The organism is Neptunomonas antarctica (assembly GCF_001305295.1).
Lineage (GTDB): Bacteria > Pseudomonadota > Gammaproteobacteria > Pseudomonadales > Balneatricaceae > Neptunomonas > Neptunomonas antarctica.
Genome location: NZ_LJSI01000027.1, coordinates 106,016 through 122,094, shown reverse-complemented (window position 1 = coordinate 122,094; position 16,079 = coordinate 106,016). Strand labels below are relative to the sequence as shown.

Below are 16,079 nucleotides of genomic sequence, written 5' to 3'. Positions count from 1 at the left end.
GAGGGAGAGCAGCTAATCAGAGAGTCTGATTAGCTGTGTTCGAGGCTATTTAGATAAGTATTTGATACCCGACTCAAGGCCCGCAAGGGTGAGCGGATACATGTGGCCATCAAAGAGTTGTTGGATAGCAGCGGTGGTGTGGGTGTAATCCCAAAATCGTTCTTGTGTCGGATTAAGCCAGATAGCTTTTTCCCAGGTACCCAGAATCCGTTGTAGCCACACTTGCCCGGCTTCTTCGTTCATGTGCTCAACACTGCCGTAGCGTTGTATCAACTCATAAGGTGACATCGCTGCATCGCCGATAAAAATCACCCGATAGTCTTTGCCGTAGGTGTGGATAACATCCAGCGTGGAGAGCGTGTCGTGGAAGCGACGATGGTTATTTTTCCAGACTTTTTCATACACGCAGTTATGAAAGTAAAAATATTCCAGATGCTTAAACTCGGTACGCGCAGCAGAAAACAGCTGTTCGCACAGATGGATATACGGGTCCATCGAACCACCGATATCAAGAAAGATCAGCACCTTGGCGGCGTTGTGGCGTTCCGGCACCATTTTGATATCCAGCATGCCTGCGTTGGCGGCTGTCGAACGGATCGTATCGTTGAGATCCAGTTCTTCGGCAGAGCCAGTACGGGCAAATTTTCGCAGCTTGCGCAACGCCACTTTCATATTGCGCGTGCCGAGTTCTACCTGATCGTCGAGGTTCTTAAACTCGCGCTTTTCCCACACCTTAACGGCACGCTTATGCGTGCTCTTGCCGCCAATACGAACGCCTTCAGGATTATAGCCACTATGGCCGAAAGGGGATGTGCCACCGGTGCCAATCCACTTATTGCCGCCGGCATGGCGTTCGTGCTGGTCGCCTAAGCGCTCATTCAGAGTTTCGAGCAGTTTATCCAGCCCGCCCATGGCTTCAATCTTGGCTTTCTCTTCATCCGAAAGATTTTTCAGAAACTCGGAACGCAGCCACTCTTCGGGGATGTTATTGTCGGGAAACAGATTAAGCGCTTCAAGGCCCTCAAAGTAATGCCCGAAAGCACGATCAAAACGATCATAATGCTTTTCATCTTTAATCAGGCAGATACGGCTGAGCAGATAAAAATCATCAACACTGGCGAACGCGACACCTTGTTTCAGCGCCTCAATTAACACCAGTAATTCGTTGAGTGAAACGGGAATCTCAGCCCGTTTCAGCGTGTTAAAAAAGTCGATCAGCATTAGCGGCCATCTCGTTTTGCCATAAATGCCAAACGTTGCAGCATATGTACATCTTGCTCGTTTTTCAGCAAGGCACCATAAAGAGGCGGCATGGCCTGTGCTATATCTTTGTTTTGCAGTAGATCGGCGGGAATATCATCAGCAATTAACAGTTTTAGCCAGTCGATCAGTTCAGAAGTCGAAGGCTTTTTCTTCAGGTTATTCATCTCGCGGATTTTGAAAAACACCTCAAGCGCATCATTAACCAACGCCTGCTGAATACCAGGATAATGCACATCAATAATCTGCTGCATTGTCGCCCGATCAGGGAACGTGATGTAATGGAAAAAGCAGCGGCGCAAGAAAGCATCGGGTAACTCTTTTTCATTATTAGAGGTGATAATAATGATAGGGCGGTGCTTCGCTACGACCCGCTCACCGGTTTCGTAAACAAAAAATTCCATCTTATCGAGTTCGACCAACAGATCATTGGGGAACTCGATATCGGCTTTATCAATCTCATCAATTAACAGCACCACCTGTTCATCCGCATCAAATGCCTGCCACATAATGCCTTTCTTGATGTAATTGCCGATGTCGTAAACTTTTTCATCGCCTAACTGGGAATCACGCAGCCGCGATACCGCATCGTATTCATACAAGCCCTGTTGCGCTTTAGTGGTCGATTTAATGTGCCAGCGGAACAGCTTCTTACCTAATGACAGCGCAACTTCCTCGGCCAGCATGGTTTTGCCGGTACCGGGTTCGCCTTTGATCAACAGCGGACGCTGTAATGTGATTGAGGCTTTTACCGCCATCTGCAATTCATCAGTCGCTACATAGCGTTCGGTGCCGTTAAAAACCATAGTAAAATCCCATCATAAAATTTGGTTGCTGCCCGGAGTCCAACAGACTCCTAGGTGAATGCCCTAATGTTATCAAATCTAATCTAGATTTACTCTGAGTAAAAGCCAGCTCTGGCAGAGCAGTGTTTGTAGTAGTGTTGTAGCGGCTTTCAAATATCAATAAGGAGGATGAGAGATGCTCACAGGTCTGAAATCTTGGATAATTAGGGTAAGCGGTATAGCTGTCAGTATGGGCGTTATCTTTATCTCCCTGACAGCAGCGGCTGAATCAGCCAGGGTCTTCCCGATACAATCTTTTTCTGTGGGATCGTCCGCCGATGTATGGGTGGTGCGTACCGATAGCACTATTGAATACTGCCGCAGCGAGCAGCGTGACGATGAAGAGAATGTGATTGCGTGTTACCCGCAATCACAGCTGGAAGGACAGCGCTTTTCCAGTGTCGAAGCTGTTATCAGTAGTGATCCCGCTGTTGCTTCAGCTTACGCCATGACAAGCAGTGGACAGTTGGTGTATTGCCGCGTGAGCGGCAATAGCAAACAGAGTAAAAACGTAGAAGTGCGCTGCCATTTATAAGCAGCGCGGGTGAATCGCTAAAGCGGCTCGCCCACTTCCTCTGCTTCAATGGTTTCGGACTCAAGGTGGGCCGCAGCAACCCATGCCTGAATAGCAGGATGCGCCAGCACAGTCTCCACATAAGCACGGCTCTGCGCCGAAATTTCTGAGTTCTTAGTCTCTGAAAAATAGGTGTTAAACCTAAGAGCAACCGGTGCATACATCACGTCGGCAATACTGAACTCACCAAATAGCCACGGCCCTTGTGCGCTATTTTTCTTTAAAAGCTCCGTCCAGATAGCGTCAATTCTTTGTACATCTTTAAGCGCTGCCTCGGTGAGCGTAACAGCACGTGTGGCACGGCAGTTCATCGGTAACTCATGGCGCAAACCAAAGAAGCCGGAATGCATTTCACAGCTAACGGCTCTGGCTACTGCCCGGTCAGCAGCATCGGCAGGCCAGCCTTTATTCGCAAGATGAACTTCACTGATATATTCACAAATCGCCAGCGAATCCCACACCGTTACATCCGCATCGATCAATACCGGCACTTTCCCCGCAGGCGAGTAAGTAGCGAGTGTTGAATAAAATCCCTCTTCAAATAATGCCAAACGCGTTTCGGTAAAAGGCAGATCAAATGCCTTGAGCATTAACCAGCCACGCAGCGACCAGGACGAATAGTTTTTATTACCAATGATCAGTTCCATGTGATTCTCCATAGGGTGTTGTATGTAATTTTGTATGCGATTTTTTAAGTTGAGTTCATTCTGCAATCTTGCTTTGTTACTGACTATCGAATAGTTTTTATAGCACCTATTCGAATAGCTAATAGATAGCGCAGGAGCAAACCGCATGGATATAGAAGCATTACGCAGCTTTATCGCTTTTGTTGATACGGGCAGCTTTACGCGCGCCGCAAAACAGGTATGCCGTACTCAAGGTGCTGTGAGCATGCAGATGAAAAAGCTGGAAGAGGAAACAGGGCAGGTATTGTTCAGAAAAAATGGCCGTTACCTCACATTGACAGAACAGGGGCAGTCGCTCGTCAGCTATGCACGGCGCATCGTCGGCATGCATGACGAAGTGCTCGGTTCGCTCGCCAGCCATGCAGTGCATCCACCCTTACGTATCGGTTGCCCGGACGATTATGCCGAATCCGTATTGCCACAACTCACAGAGCTATTAATACAACACCTCCCCAAGCAAAGCCTGCGCATCCACTGCGACTGCAGCACCCAGTTAAGGTTAATGCTGGATAACGGCGAGATCGACATTGCCATCCTCACCCGTGCACCCGAAAAAGAGGAAGGCTATCTACTCAAACACGATAGCGGCGTATGGGTACATGGCGGCTATCCGGAGTTACTCGAAAAACAAATATTGCCACTCGTCATGTACGAAGCCGACTGCAAATTCCACAGCAGCGCGATTGATGGGTTAGAAAAACAGGCCAAAAACTACCATCTGGTTTGTACCACCTCCAGCGCCACCGCTATCAAAAGCCTGATCAAACGTGGTGTAGGCATTAGCGCCATGGCGCGTTCCAGCGTGTCACCGGGGCTGGTGGTGGTTGATCAAACCGCCAAGCTACCAGAACTGCCCGCTGTCGATATCGTGTTGGCCGTAGCGCCAATACCGCACCCGATGATGGGTGCCGCGATGGCTGCTAAGTTGTGTGCAGAGTTCAGGGGAATAGTGATAACGCATTGATCTTTAATGTAAGAGGTTTATGATCAGCGCAACGGAATGAATAACAGCAAGCGCATGGAAGCTTCTTTTGTCAGACGACAACACTCCTGTGTATCCTTCAAGTTATTGATTTATAAAATTATTTATTGCTAGCCTTAATGTTGGTCTCCTTGTTAAGGGGGGCAAAGAGTTAAGAAGCTGTGAGCTTTATAATTAGCTGTTATACGAAAGTAAAGTATCTGAGGATTGAATGAATTTAGATAAATATTCAAAGCATGTGTCGCTTGAAAGTAAGAAGGAGATCGATAAGTGCGTATATTTAAGTTATTTCCTCATGGTCAAAGAAGATAAGGCAGAGTTTTCTATTGATGACTTTCTTCTCTGTTTCTATAATTTGCATTTTTCTAGGCCAAATATCTCCAGATTGAAAGGAGCTTTGAAGTCTTCCAGTTCTTTGATTAATGGCAGTAAGCCTCTAACTTATAAGCTTCAATCAAAAACAATAACAAGGCTTGACGATGAATTACCCAATTTAAAGAGCAAGTCTGAAGAGATTCTGTCAGATGATAAAATAATCCCGGAAGCACTATTTCTCGATACAAGAGGGTATTTGGAGTCTTTGTCTAGACAAATAAACGCCTCTTATGAGCAAAATATTTTTGATGGATGCGCAGTGCTTATGCGCCGCTTGATAGAAATATTGCTCATTCATTCATATGAAAATCACGGAATTGATTCAGAGATTAAAGATAATAGTGGTAATTTCAAAATGCTAAATCACATCGTATCTAATGCCAAAACCAATAGTATTCTGGCGTTATCTAGGAATACTAAAGAAGCGATTGAAGATTATAGGACGCTAGGAAACTTTTCGGCACACAAGATATTTTATAACGCAAAAAGAAAAGATATAAATGCAGCGCAAAAAGAATTTAGAGCATCCGTAGAGGAATTGTTATACAAATCTGGAATTAAAATATAGGGACAAGAAATGGAAAGTACTAGAGTAAAAATTAATATAAAAACTGGTGAAATCGAGTTCGAGGGTAGCGAACAATTTGTTCAAAATCAAATGGATAACATCGACACTATTATAGATTTAGTATGCAGTAACATCCATTCGCCTGTCGTGAAACCTGAACTCTCCTCAGAAAGCACGAGTTTAATTACTGAAGAGGATGGCGAATCTATTGAAAATAAAGACGCCTCTAGTGAGGAAAATAATTTTTCAGTACCATCTTCCTTTGGTGAATGGATGCACAGATTCCCAGAGAATATTAGTGATCATGAGAAGGCATTGGTCACAGCCTACTTTGTGCAAAACCAGTCTGATAAAAATGATTTCAAGACATTGGAGGTTAATAAATCTCTGAGAGATCATGGAATAAAATTATCAAATCCTTCGCAGTTTTTAAAGAAACTTGAGATTAAAAAGTATTTATTCCAAACCCGAAAAGAAGGCACAAGGGTGCGTTTTATGCGAGTTAGCCAGGACGGGGTGTTACACCTAAAAACATTAGTTAGGTGAATTGTATATCATACTTAGATGCCCACCATAACCGACACACTTGGTAATAGACCGGAGAGCCAGCTGGCCGTAGGCTTAAAGCTCTCACACAATTAACCAGGTGACCACATGGGTACCTTTTATAACCAGCTGACTCTGGATGAACGATACCAGATTCAAGCGCTTAGCAAACTAGATTTTTCCGCACGAGAAGTGGGACGCAGACTCGATCGGTCTAATAAAACAGTATCCACAGAGCTACGTCGTTGTCCTTCAGGCGTTTACTGTGCAAAAACTGCCCATCAGAACGCCGATATAAACAAACGAACCGCCTCTAAAAATCACAGACGCACGGAGGACGTTATTCGACAGATTGATTGGCTACTGGGCCTTGACCTGACTCCCGAGCAGATCGCCGGTCGAATGGCATTGGAGGGGTGTGCGCAACCCATTAGTCGGCAAAGTATATACCGGTATATTGCCTACCAACAGCGGCGTCACCGGCTGCCGCGTAAAGGTAAGCGCTATCGTCAACGTAAAGGCGCTGAAGCCGGTGTTCACTTAATCCCAGATCGTGTTGATATTGATAAGCGCCCCGCTATTGTTGATGACAATAGTGAAATATGGCACTGGTAGGGTGACACGGTTTACGGCCAGGATGGCTACTTTGTCACGTTAGTAGAACGTGTTTCCAAGGTGTTTCTGACGATGAAAGTTAAGAACAAGACCAAAAAAATAGTCAGTCTGGCGATACGAAAATTACTAAAACCCTATCAGCATATTTGCAAAACGATCACCTTCGATAACGGCGGTGAATTTGCGGATCATAGGGTGGTAGCTAACGCCTTAAAATGTAAAATCTACTTTGCCAAACCTTATCAATCATGGCAGCGAGGTTTAAATGAAAACACCAACGGACTGTACGGCGTTATTATCCAAAAGGTATGAAGATAGGGGCGCTATCCACACAGAAAGGCAGGGTCGGACCAGCCTATCTTATTGATTATATATATTTATAACTTAATTAACCCTATGGTTTTGCGTTTAAACAACCTGTTTCATAAGGAAAATACCCTCTTTAAGGAAAAAGACTATGCCTCGAGCAAATCGATATTTTTTACCTGGCCTTATATGGCATATTACCCACCGGTGTCACAAGAAAGAATTCCTGCTGAAATTTGCCCGCGATCGTGAATGCTGGCTCGGCTGGCTATTCGAAGCAAAAAAACGCTATGGGTTGTGTGTATTAAATTACGTTGTGACCTCCAACCATATACATTTACTGGTGAAAGACACAAACCCGCACGTCATCGCCAAAAGTCTACAGCTCATCGCAGGACGGACGGCTCAGGAATACAATCAGCGTAAGCAACGCAAAGGCGCATTTTGGGAGGATCGCTACCATGCCACTGCGATTGCATCCGACGAGCATTTCCTTCGATGCCTGGTATATATTGACATGAATATGGTCCGTGCCGGTGTTGTCCAACACCCTGCAGAATGGGCGCATGGTGGTTACCGGGCAATCCAGCAACCACTCAAACGCTACCGTATTATTGATATCCCGGCATTGATGGCACTAGGTGGATTTAATGATATAGCGACTATGCAACAGCAACTTCGACAATGGCTGAATGAAGAGCTGGAAATAAAAAACAGTATACGGGATAAAGCCTGGTCGGAAAGCCTGGCCGTTGGGAGTGAAGAGTTTGTTGAAAAAGTACAAACCTTACTTGGCGCAAAGGCTACTAAAAGGAAGGTAATAGAAATAGCAGGCAAACATGCACTACGTGAACAGTCAGCGAGTTACAATATCGTTTCTAGTGCTGTAAATACCTGTTTAAGGCAGGATAACAGATTTTTGTGGGATGATTTCTAAATGTAATCAATGAGTTGCCTAGGTCCGACCCTGAGACCCGTGCTATGACATTTCTTCTGCAATTAAACTTGCAGGTCAAAATGGTAAAATGGTTTTTTTAGTTATTTATGATGACAACCACCCAACTAAAAGTAAATTATTTTATTCTTTAGGGTGTTTTATGGATTATTTCACAACCAAAAATTTGGTTGAAGATCATTTTATACCTGCAATAGTTAAATCTTCTAGTAAAAAGGTTATGCAATATATTCCAGAGGATGACCCTTTGGAAAACTGTAGGTTAGTAGTATTGTCAAAATCAGGAGATGTCCTGCTATCGGAAGGCGTATACGCTAATCCCGATGAAGGCTTAAAACGCATTCGTAGTCTAATCGCAAAAAATGTATAATAAGTCGCTTAAACGGAATAAAAACAGTTGATTATAGCTTCGCGATTTTAACCAACCATTTTTATCCGCTTAACGAGGCGTTAGCCTTATAAAGGAAAGTAATGACTCGTTCGATTTTAATTGAAAAGCGGCCAGAAAAACTATTTCGCTATTCTAAGAGAAAATGGCTTGAAAAATCGCTTTATGAAGGCGAATTCAGGCTGGTATCTGCGACTTATATAAAGTCACTCCAAGGAGATGCGCCAAGACAAGATGATGAAATGTGCTTTGAGTTATCATTACCCCAAGAAGACGTTGATATAACTTGCCTTACCACTGGAAGGCCAATCATACCATCTTCGAATGTGATTATAACAGATGAGTTAGAAACTGATTATTTTATGCTCTGTCTAAGCATAAAAAAGGATTCTTACTTATTTGATGAATTTAAAGAGTCTGATTCATGTTTGATTATCCATGATCCCAATGAGTTTTCTGAAAGAATATTTCAAACTTCAGAGTTATATCTGAAAAATTGGGTTCCTCATGATGCGAGAGTAATCTATGGGCAAAGTAGCCAGCATGGGCCGTCATACTCAAAACCATTCAAATATTTATTTCAGCATGAATGGCGATTTTGTTGGTTGCCTTTAATGGGTAGGCAATCCAATTTAGAATGCCTAACTATTAAAATTGGTAATATTGAAGATATTGCTGAACTGGTTGATCGATTCTGAAAAGGCTAACAAGAACATTATGTTCGCAGCCTGCGGCTGCTGGGACGGCTTACACGCCACTCGTTCCTCGCTCTGTTACAGCCGCCCCATATGTTGGCGTTAGGGCTCGGTAATTATGGAATTCAGAAATATCTCAGGCTTTGAATTTGTTAAAGCCGGTGAGTTTGTAAAAACAGATATACCATGCAATCTTAAAAGATGGGATTCATATATAAAAATCAATTTTTTCGATAAACGCTATGAGCGTGCTGATGAGACGGTTTACGTTGTTACTACAGGTGAAAATATATTATATGTTGGTGAGTTTAGTTATAACCTAAGAGATCGATGGTTAACTCGTGGGTACGTAAATCATCACATGTATAGTAATATCAATGATTTTTTGGAATCTAACCAAGAGCTTTATATTTGGCTTGCAGTAGAACCATATTGCAATATAGAAAGCCATGGGAAACTTAATATAAGTAAGTCTTTAGAACAGCACATACTTAATGATACAAGACCAAATTGGAACCGCAGGAATAAGAATTCGGGTTCCGTTGAATGGCGAGTAAAGAACTGTATCAAGCTAAACACATTTATAAATATACCCTAAAAAAATGACGGGGTCATATATGGTCCGCCCCGCGATGCAAGGTAAAGTTACTGGGTGACTAAAAGAGTATTGCTCCCCTATATCCGGCCTTGGGATGAGATGGCTAAGCATCTCTGGCCCTGATGGAATCCGCGCGCTCCCACCTCATCAGGTCTTCGGCCTCAATGGGCCCTAGACCCCAGCAGGTTCTCAGGAGCGCAGGTGTTACCTTTTATGCCATCACTTGAACTTTATCCGCGCAACTCGTTGATTTTCTAGTTAAACGATAAATCTTACAGCCGTTAATCAGCCTGCCCAGTGAGTGCTTATGCAGCCGCTTGGTAAGACTCCTTCTTGCTCAATACAGCCCAGGCAATGCGCGCATTCTTATTGGCGACGGCTACCGCTGAGATGTTCTTACCACGTCGTTGGTCCAACTCCTTGATCCATTGATTACGGCGGTCTTCATATTTATGCGCAACCCGTACCACGGTTCTGCCGCCGTGGATCAGCAGCGTTCGCAAGTAAGTATCACCTCGCTTGCTGATGCCCAGTAACGTCGGCATGCCTCCCGTAGAATGCTGTCTCGGAACCAATCCGAGCCAGGCGGCCAGCTCGCGACCATTCTTGAATACCGAAATATCGCCTATGGCGGCCACTAATGCCGTTGCCGTGAGTAACCCTATCCCTGGAATTGTCAGCAGTCGCTGGCAGTCTGGATTCTGGACGGAAATGACTACCAGCTTCTGTTCCAGCATGTCGACACGCTGATCCAGGTGAACCATCTCATCGTAAAGTTCACTGAGAAGTTCTCGAAACAGCGCGGTCAAATCGTTTTCCGCATCCTCTAGGATCATCGGTATATGTTTACGAATATACGAAATTCCCTGAGGCATAATGACCCCATATTCCGTTAACAATCCTCGAATTTGGTTTGCCAGCGCAGTTCTTCTGGCCACCGCCTGGCTCCTGATCCGGTGCACACTCTGAATATCCTGCTGTTGAATACTTTTCGCGGGTACAAAGCGCATAGTAGGGCGCTGTGCGGCTTCGCAGATCGCTTCGGCATCTGCGGCGTCACTCTTGTTAGATTTAAAATAAAATGACGGGGTCAGGTCTTTGATTTATGATCCCGTGCTCTGATAACGGAATGACAGGGTCATATATGGTCCGCTCCACGATGCAAGGTAAAGTTGCTGGGTGACTAAAAGAGTATTGCTCCCATATATTCGGCCTTTAATTAAAGGGGTTAAAGCCCTTTTAGATCATTGAGTTTATTGGTAAGTAATTGATTTAAAATAATAAATAATGCAGATGAGGCCAAGGTTTTACCTGCCGGACGTGCCGGTTCATATTGTTCATCGAGGTCATTCGAAAGAACCTATATTTTTTGAAGCTCAGGACTATGCGACTTATGCGTATTGGTAGAAAGAAGCAGGCGAAAAATATCGAGCTAGCCTGCATGCTTTTGTGTTAATGACTAATCATATCCATTCACTGGTTACTCCCCTGGAGGGCCGGGATATCAGTTTGTTTATGCATATATCGGTAGGCGTTATGTTCCTTACATTAATTATAAATAAGGTAGAAGTGGATCAATATGGGAGGGGCGTTATATCGAATTGAACCCCGTTAGGCAGTGATTTTTTTCGCGAGAAAGTCGAGCGACGGTTAACGTGTAAAGTAAGTCTGGCTAGGCGTGGAAGACCGATAAAACTTACAGGTCCAAGTCAAAAAGGGCTTTGACCCCTTTAATGTGATCAATATATTCAGGGCTGTTGAGAATATCTATAAAAGTATAAGGATCGTGTGTTTTTGCGTAATGAATAATAGATTGCTGTTAAACTTGAGGGGCGCTGATTAGTATACATGTGAAGGCTGGTTTCTTGTTTGATAGGGGGTTTTTTGGCGACTGGTAACCTATCACTTGTAACCATGTTTTCTATTTTATTTCAGTATATTACCTCTTAAGTAAGTGCCATTTTACTCTGGCTCTATTTATCCCTGACCCCATTTATCCATAAGGAAATATCTTGTCAATCGCGAGCTTTTTACCCGTCATTATTATTTTTTTTCTGCTCTGGGTTTTTACCCGCTTTTATCTGCGAGGTGAAAATTTGAGCAGCTACGACCAAGCTGCAGGCTCTCTGATGAGGCCTCTTGATACAGAACCCAGTAAGGCTCATTTCGACGCTGTGGATATGTTCAATGAGATGCAAAGCAACAGGCCCAGAGGCTCTTTTACAAAGCTGATACCCGCCATGCGTGCTAGCGCCGAGCAGTGGAGTGAAGGCGTCTCTCTGGATGGGATTCGCATACAGGCCGTCGACGTCGGGGGCGTCCCGGCGGAATGGATTTTAGCTGAAGATGCTGATCCCAAGAGGCGTCTGCTTTACATTCACGGTGGCGCCTTTATTTTGGGAAGTCCCAATAGTCATCGCTCAATAACCACACGATTGGCAAGATCCCAGGGCATGTCAGTACTGGCGATTGACTACCGACTGTTGCCGGAGCATAAACGTCTGGATTGCCTTGCCGATTGCCAAACGGCTTACCGCTGGATTCTTGACAATGGCCCGGACGGTCCCGGTCAGGTAAAAACACTCTTTGTGGCTGGTGATTCCGCTGGCGGAAATCTGGTCCTGGCTGTAATTGCCTGGGCCCGGAATGAAGGATTGAAAATGGCCAATGGGGCCATCGCGCTTTCTCCCGCTGCTGATGGAACCTGTTCAAGTCCCAGCCTCAGAGCGAACCTGTCGACAGACCCTATGCTCGGACCCGATTTTGGTAAATTGATGACGATGCCTAATTGGCTGTTCCTCTGGTTTGCATTTTTTAGCAACCGCTTGCGCCCTTGCGATCCCAGGCTGTCACCGGTTCATGGTGATCTGTCTAATCTACCGCCAATTCTTATCCATGCCAGTGAGGCGGAAATGCTTCTCGATGATTCTCGCCGCTATGTCAATAAGGCAATCAGTAGTGGAACCGACGCTTCCCTGGAAACCTGGCCTCACATGATCCATGTGTGGCATTTGTTTCACGATAAAATGCCAGAAGCTCAGGAAGCCTTCCATCATATTGAAAAATTCATGGCGCTAAACTCGCCATCGAATTGTTAGGGCCTGCTAGTGAGTGTACCGCCAACCCCCATTCCTCCCGGCCCAAAACGTATGGCTATAGACCAGAATGCCGGGTTGCTCAGTGTTTTTACGCTAAGAAACTATTTCTCTGAAATTAAAGGGCTTTGACTCCTTTGATTCGGCTCCGGGGATCAGGTGATAAACTCGGTCCCCCAGAGCACGCCCATACCGATCCCCAGCGTCAGCAGCATATTCTTGCTTTTCCAGGCAACCAGAGCCGCGACCAGTGCGGCCAGCAAGCGATGCCAGTCATACTCCAGACCCTCGCTCTGGAGCCTTATCAATGCAGGAAACACCAGTGCCGCCAAGACACTGGCGGGCACATAATGCAGCGCCCTGTTCAGCCAGACGGGCTGACGCTGACTCCCGGGGAGCAGAATAAAGCAGCCTCGCAGTAGAAAAGTTCCGACGCCGATAATCACAAAGAATATCCACAGATTAGTGTCGCTCATGTGTCTGCCCCCAGATCACGGGTTGCAAGGTCCGTAGCTGCCTGAGCGCGGCGCTGCTGGCGTGATTCAAGCCAAATTCCTGAACAGATGCCACTGATCGCGGCCAGCATCAGGCCGCTGTTGTAGGGCAGGCTGTAGGCACAGACCGCGACCGTGCCCGCAACCAGAGCCGCCGCCAGGGAGGGGGAGTCTTGAATCACCGGAATCAGCAACGCTAAAAACATCAGCGGAATGGCAAAGTCGAGCGCCCAACTCGCCGGTATCTGAGCGCCTAAGACGATCCCGATGACCGCCGTAGACATCCACACCAGCCACATGCACGTCGATACAGCGGCAACGAAGTAGTGCCCATAATCCCCCATGGTATTATTGCGGTATTTCAGGATACTCAGGGCATAGGCATGATCGGTGAGCAGGTAGCACAGCGGCCATTTCCAGAACCAGGGCAACGGACCCAGATAGGGCGCCAGGGAGGCGCTGTACATCACAAAGCGCATATTGATAACCAGCGCGGTCAGCAGAATAACAGGCAACGCGGCCTGATCATTCAACAGCTGCAGAGCGGCGAGCTGTGAGGACCCGGCATAAAAAAGGCCGGTCATCCCCAGCGATAACTCTGGCGACAACCCCATTTTCACCGCCGTAACGCCGGTGATCAGGCCGAAGGGCGCGACACCCGGCACTATCGGCAACAGCGCCTTGATTCCGGCCCACCAAGCGGCTGAAGCGGTTTTATAACTCATCGATAGTTCCTCGGCATATCCGCATTAGAGGTCGCCATGTCGCAATCCCGCCACCACTAAGCTGGCAAGATGTCCCACACCCAGAATACCCAGAGTTTCTATCATGCGTTCTCTCCATCTCTCATCTACTAGATGTCCTTAACCAGACGCAGCGCGTCATAGATCGCGGCATGCGTATTGCGCGAGGAGACGGCGTCGCCGATTCTAAACAGCTGAAACCTGCCGTCGGGATTGTCGTTCCTGGTCTGCTGACGCCCGGCAAGCAGGGCCTCCTGATCCACCGCACCCAGATTGCTCGAGTGCGGCCTGAGTTCGAAGTACAGATCTTCCAGCGGCAGGGTACCATGGTTGATAACGATCTGATCAAAGCTGCGTTGTTGGCGCAGCTCTGAGTAATCGGTGCCGATGCTGGCGCAGAGCTCCGCACCCGCTCTCGTATCTGTTCGGGTGACGCTGAGCAGTCGGTAGGTGACGGTAAAGGTTACCTCCTTAGCCTGCAGGGCGCGCATATATGGCACCAGATTCATCGCCATCACCTCAGGGGCGAAACTGCGATCGGGAGTCATAATCTCGACTCTGGCGCCGGTGGCCGCAATCTGCTCGGCGGCCTGCAGGCCGACGTGATCACCGGCATCGTCGTAGACCAGTACATTCTGGCCGGGTTTGACATCACCGGAGATAATATCCCAACTCGACACCACCAGCTCATTACCACTGGCCAATACCTCTGTGTCCGGCAACCCACCCGTGGCGATGATTACCACATCGGGATTGAGGGCGATCACATCGGCCGCCTCCGCCAGGACATTAAAATGAAATGTCACCCCCAGGGCCGTACACTGCGCCATGCGCCAGTCGATGATCGCCAGCATCTCGCGGCGGCGTGGATTCTGAGCACAGAGACGCACCTGCCCACCCGGCTCAGGTGCCGCCTCGAGTAGAGTTACCTTATGGCCGCGCTCGGCGGCAACCCGTGCCGCTTCCAGTCCCGCAGGCCCCGCCCCGATAATCACCAGATTTCTGGGCGTCGACGCCGGCGTAATCTCGTGCGGCATACTCAGTTCGCGTCCCGTTGCCGCGTTATGAATACAGAGCGCATCGCCGCCCTGATAGATGCGGTCCAGACAGTAGGTCGCACCGACACAGGGACGGATATCGGTCTCGCGGCCCTGGATGATTTTTCTGACCAGATGCGGATCCGCCATATGTGCGCGGGTCATCCCCACCATATCGACCAACCCTGCTGCCACGGCATGGCGCGCCGTGGCCACATCATTGATGCGTGCCGCATGGAAAGTCGGCATCCCGGTAGCTTTGCGCACCGCGCCGGCAAAATTCAGATGCGGGGCACTGGGCATCCCCTGTACCGGAATCACATCGGTCAGCCCGGCATCGGTATCTATATGACCCCGGATCACATTCAGAAAATCGACCTGACCGGTATCGCGCAACAGTTTCGATATCTCGATCCCCTCGACGGCAGAGATCCCCCCGGCGAGCGTCTCATCGGCGGTATAGCGCACCCCGACGATAAACGCATCCCCGACCCGCTGACGTATTGCGGCCAGGACTTCGGTGGTGAAGCGCAAGCGATTCTGCAACGAGCCGCCGTAGGACCCCTCCAGGCTATTTCCCTCCAAGGTATTGGTCAGCGGTGACCAGAACTGATCCATCAGATGACCATAAGCCTGCAGCTCGATGCCATCGAGTCCCGCGGCCTGCATCCGTTCTGCCGCATCGGCATAATCGACGATGATGCGCTCGATATCCCAGCCTTCCATCTGCTTGGGAAAGGCGCGATGCGAGGCTTCGCGGCGATGTGACGGCGACACCACCGGCAGCCAGTCGCCCTTGTTCCAACCGGTACGCCGCCCCAGATGGGTGAGCTGTATCATCACCGCGCACTCGTGTTCATGACAGGCATCGGCGACCTGCCTCATCCAGGGCACCACCTCATCCTTGTAGGCCAGGATATTATTGAACACCGGTGGACTGTCCCGCGAAACCGATGCCGAGCCTGCGGTCATCGTCAAGGCCACACCCGCCTTCGCTCGCTCCTGGTGATAGGCACGATAACGCGCCTTGGGCATGCCGTCTTCCGGATAGGCCGGCTCATGACTGGTGATCATGATCCGGTTCTTTAACCGCAGATGTTTCAGGGTGAAGGGTTGCAGCAGCGGATCCTGGGACATGGTGACCTCTGAGACTCAGTTCTTGTTTTATATAAACAGGTTTTTATAAAAAGCCGACAATAGGGGTATGATCTGTAACCGCTACAGCCTTACCGATCATTCGAACATTAGCAAAATCGACACTAGTGTCAATATAATTGTCTGCAGTGTCGTTTTTAGCTATTATTTTACTTAAATAGC

Annotated in this window: 17 protein-coding genes and 1 pseudogene; 11 read left to right on the top strand and 7 right to left on the bottom strand. The window is 47.6% G+C overall.

All coding sequences use genetic code 11. The annotated features are described in order from the left end of the window. Window positions 1-45 precede the first annotated feature (45 nt). Together Nant_RS06325 and Nant_RS06320 are read right to left on the bottom strand one after the other, a co-directional pair. Window positions 46-1,221, bottom strand: coding sequence for a vWA domain-containing protein (locus Nant_RS06325; protein WP_054340793.1), 1,176 nt, complete (start codon window positions 1,219-1,221; stop codon window positions 46-48). Next, complete coding sequence (locus tag Nant_RS06320) at window positions 1,221-2,066, bottom strand: AAA family ATPase (protein WP_054340792.1); 846 nt, start codon at window positions 2,064-2,066, stop codon at window positions 1,221-1,223. The genes Nant_RS06325 and Nant_RS06320 overlap by 1 nt, the downstream gene beginning before the upstream one ends. A gap of 175 nt (window positions 2,067-2,241) precedes the next feature. Between Nant_RS06320 and Nant_RS06315 the strand changes: the two genes are divergently transcribed. Continuing rightward, entirely contained in the window at window positions 2,242-2,640 is a 399-nt protein-coding gene (locus Nant_RS06315; protein ID WP_054340791.1) for a hypothetical protein, read from the top strand. A gap of 17 nt (window positions 2,641-2,657) precedes the next feature. Here Nant_RS06315 and Nant_RS06310 read toward each other — a convergent pair whose 3' ends face one another. After that, window positions 2,658-3,326, bottom strand: a complete 669-nt coding sequence (locus Nant_RS06310) for a glutathione S-transferase family protein (RefSeq protein ID WP_054340790.1) — start codon at window positions 3,324-3,326, stop codon at window positions 2,658-2,660. Window positions 3,327-3,471: 145 nt separating this feature from the next. Here Nant_RS06310 and Nant_RS06305 point away from each other — a divergent pair, with 145 nt between their 5' ends. The 9 genes and pseudogenes from Nant_RS06305 (at window position 3,472) to Nant_RS06265 (ending at window position 9,393) form a co-directional block, all read left to right on the top strand. Beyond that, on the top strand, window positions 3,472-4,329 hold the full coding sequence (locus Nant_RS06305) for a LysR substrate-binding domain-containing protein (protein ID WP_054340789.1): 858 nt from the start codon (window positions 3,472-3,474) through the stop codon (window positions 4,327-4,329). A 229-nt stretch (window positions 4,330-4,558) separates the two neighbouring features. Beyond that, complete coding sequence (locus tag Nant_RS06300; RefSeq protein WP_054340788.1) at window positions 4,559-5,290, top strand: DUF4145 domain-containing protein; 732 nt, start codon at window positions 4,559-4,561, stop codon at window positions 5,288-5,290. A 9-nt stretch (window positions 5,291-5,299) separates the two neighbouring features. Then, entirely contained in the window at window positions 5,300-5,836 is a 537-nt protein-coding gene (locus Nant_RS06295) for a hypothetical protein (RefSeq protein ID WP_054340787.1), read from the top strand. A gap of 108 nt (window positions 5,837-5,944) precedes the next feature. Beyond that, the gene (locus Nant_RS21975; protein ID WP_054340786.1) at window positions 5,945-6,451 is read left to right on the top strand and encodes an IS30 family transposase; all 507 of its coding nucleotides are present in this window, start codon (window positions 5,945-5,947) and stop codon (window positions 6,449-6,451) included. 60 nt (window positions 6,452-6,511) lie between these two features. Then, window positions 6,512-6,789: pseudogene (locus Nant_RS06285) on the top strand (IS30 family transposase); the annotation flags it as partial. Between the two features lie 119 nt (window positions 6,790-6,908). Then, on the top strand, window positions 6,909-7,694 hold the full coding sequence (locus tag Nant_RS06280; RefSeq protein WP_054340784.1) for a transposase: 786 nt from the start codon (window positions 6,909-6,911) through the stop codon (window positions 7,692-7,694). A gap of 88 nt (window positions 7,695-7,782) precedes the next feature. Continuing rightward, complete coding sequence (locus tag Nant_RS06275; protein WP_054340783.1) at window positions 7,783-8,082, top strand: hypothetical protein; 300 nt, start codon at window positions 7,783-7,785, stop codon at window positions 8,080-8,082. A 101-nt stretch (window positions 8,083-8,183) separates the two neighbouring features. Then, a complete protein-coding gene (locus tag Nant_RS06270; RefSeq protein WP_054340782.1) occupies window positions 8,184-8,798 on the top strand; it encodes a hypothetical protein in 615 nt (204 codons plus the stop codon). Window positions 8,799-8,913: 115 nt separating this feature from the next. Continuing rightward, on the top strand, window positions 8,914-9,393 hold the full coding sequence (locus Nant_RS06265) for a hypothetical protein (RefSeq protein ID WP_054340781.1): 480 nt from the start codon (window positions 8,914-8,916) through the stop codon (window positions 9,391-9,393). Window positions 9,394-9,698: 305 nt separating this feature from the next. On the opposite strand, the gene Nant_RS06260 is transcribed toward Nant_RS06265, so the two are convergent. Further along, on the bottom strand, window positions 9,699-10,487 hold the full coding sequence (locus Nant_RS06260; protein WP_274378324.1) for an IS110 family RNA-guided transposase: 789 nt from the start codon (window positions 10,485-10,487) through the stop codon (window positions 9,699-9,701). A 918-nt stretch (window positions 10,488-11,405) separates the two neighbouring features. Here Nant_RS06260 and Nant_RS06255 point away from each other — a divergent pair. Continuing rightward, window positions 11,406-12,491 (top strand): alpha/beta hydrolase, encoded by a 1,086-nt coding sequence (locus tag Nant_RS06255; protein WP_054340780.1) that lies wholly within the window; start codon window positions 11,406-11,408, stop codon window positions 12,489-12,491. Between the two features lie 152 nt (window positions 12,492-12,643). Here Nant_RS06255 and Nant_RS06250 read toward each other — a convergent pair whose 3' ends face one another. The 3 genes from Nant_RS06250 to Nant_RS06240 all read right to left on the bottom strand — a co-directional run bounded on the left by Nant_RS06250 (window position 12,644) and on the right by Nant_RS06240 (window position 15,899). After that, window positions 12,644-12,964 carry an AzlD domain-containing protein gene (locus tag Nant_RS06250; RefSeq protein WP_054340779.1) on the bottom strand — a complete coding sequence of 107 codons (321 nt, stop codon included), beginning with the start codon at window positions 12,962-12,964 and terminating at the stop codon, window positions 12,644-12,646. After that, on the bottom strand, window positions 12,961-13,707 hold the full coding sequence (locus Nant_RS06245; RefSeq protein WP_054340778.1) for an AzlC family ABC transporter permease: 747 nt from the start codon (window positions 13,705-13,707) through the stop codon (window positions 12,961-12,963). The genes Nant_RS06250 and Nant_RS06245 overlap by 4 nt, the downstream gene beginning before the upstream one ends. A gap of 128 nt (window positions 13,708-13,835) precedes the next feature. Next, window positions 13,836-15,899, bottom strand: a complete 2,064-nt coding sequence (locus Nant_RS06240; protein WP_054340777.1) for an NADH:flavin oxidoreductase — start codon at window positions 15,897-15,899, stop codon at window positions 13,836-13,838. Window positions 15,900-16,079: the final 180 nt, after the last annotated feature.

Bases quoted from the DNA above. Each gene is read 5' to 3' on its own strand.
- Nant_RS06295 (WP_054340787.1), top strand. From the start codon at position 5,300: ATGGAAAGTACTAGAGTAAAAATTAATATAAAAACTGGTGAAATCGAG.
- Nant_RS06325 (WP_054340793.1), bottom strand. From the start codon at position 1,221: ATGCTGATCGACTTTTTTAACACGCTGAAACGGGCTGAGATTCCCGTT.
- Nant_RS06250 (WP_054340779.1), bottom strand. From the start codon at position 12,964: ATGAGCGACACTAATCTGTGGATATTCTTTGTGATTATCGGCGTCGGA.
- Nant_RS06320 (WP_054340792.1), bottom strand. From the start codon at position 2,066: ATGGTTTTTAACGGCACCGAACGCTATGTAGCGACTGATGAATTGCAG.
- Nant_RS06265 (WP_054340781.1), top strand. From the start codon at position 8,914: ATGGAATTCAGAAATATCTCAGGCTTTGAATTTGTTAAAGCCGGTGAG.
- Nant_RS21975 (WP_054340786.1), top strand. From the start codon at position 5,945: ATGGGTACCTTTTATAACCAGCTGACTCTGGATGAACGATACCAGATT.
- Nant_RS06280 (WP_054340784.1), top strand. From the start codon at position 6,909: ATGCCTCGAGCAAATCGATATTTTTTACCTGGCCTTATATGGCATATT.
- Nant_RS06315 (WP_054340791.1), top strand. From the start codon at position 2,242: ATGCTCACAGGTCTGAAATCTTGGATAATTAGGGTAAGCGGTATAGCT.
- Nant_RS06310 (WP_054340790.1), bottom strand. From the start codon at position 3,326: ATGGAACTGATCATTGGTAATAAAAACTATTCGTCCTGGTCGCTGCGT.
- Nant_RS06300 (WP_054340788.1), top strand. From the start codon at position 4,559: ATGAATTTAGATAAATATTCAAAGCATGTGTCGCTTGAAAGTAAGAAG.
- Nant_RS06275 (WP_054340783.1), top strand. From the start codon at position 7,783: ATGGTTTTTTTAGTTATTTATGATGACAACCACCCAACTAAAAGTAAA.
- Nant_RS06245 (WP_054340778.1), bottom strand. From the start codon at position 13,707: ATGAGTTATAAAACCGCTTCAGCCGCTTGGTGGGCCGGAATCAAGGCG.
- Nant_RS06240 (WP_054340777.1), bottom strand. From the start codon at position 15,899: ATGTCCCAGGATCCGCTGCTGCAACCCTTCACCCTGAAACATCTGCGG.
- Nant_RS06305 (WP_054340789.1), top strand. From the start codon at position 3,472: ATGGATATAGAAGCATTACGCAGCTTTATCGCTTTTGTTGATACGGGC.
- Nant_RS06270 (WP_054340782.1), top strand. From the start codon at position 8,184: ATGACTCGTTCGATTTTAATTGAAAAGCGGCCAGAAAAACTATTTCGC.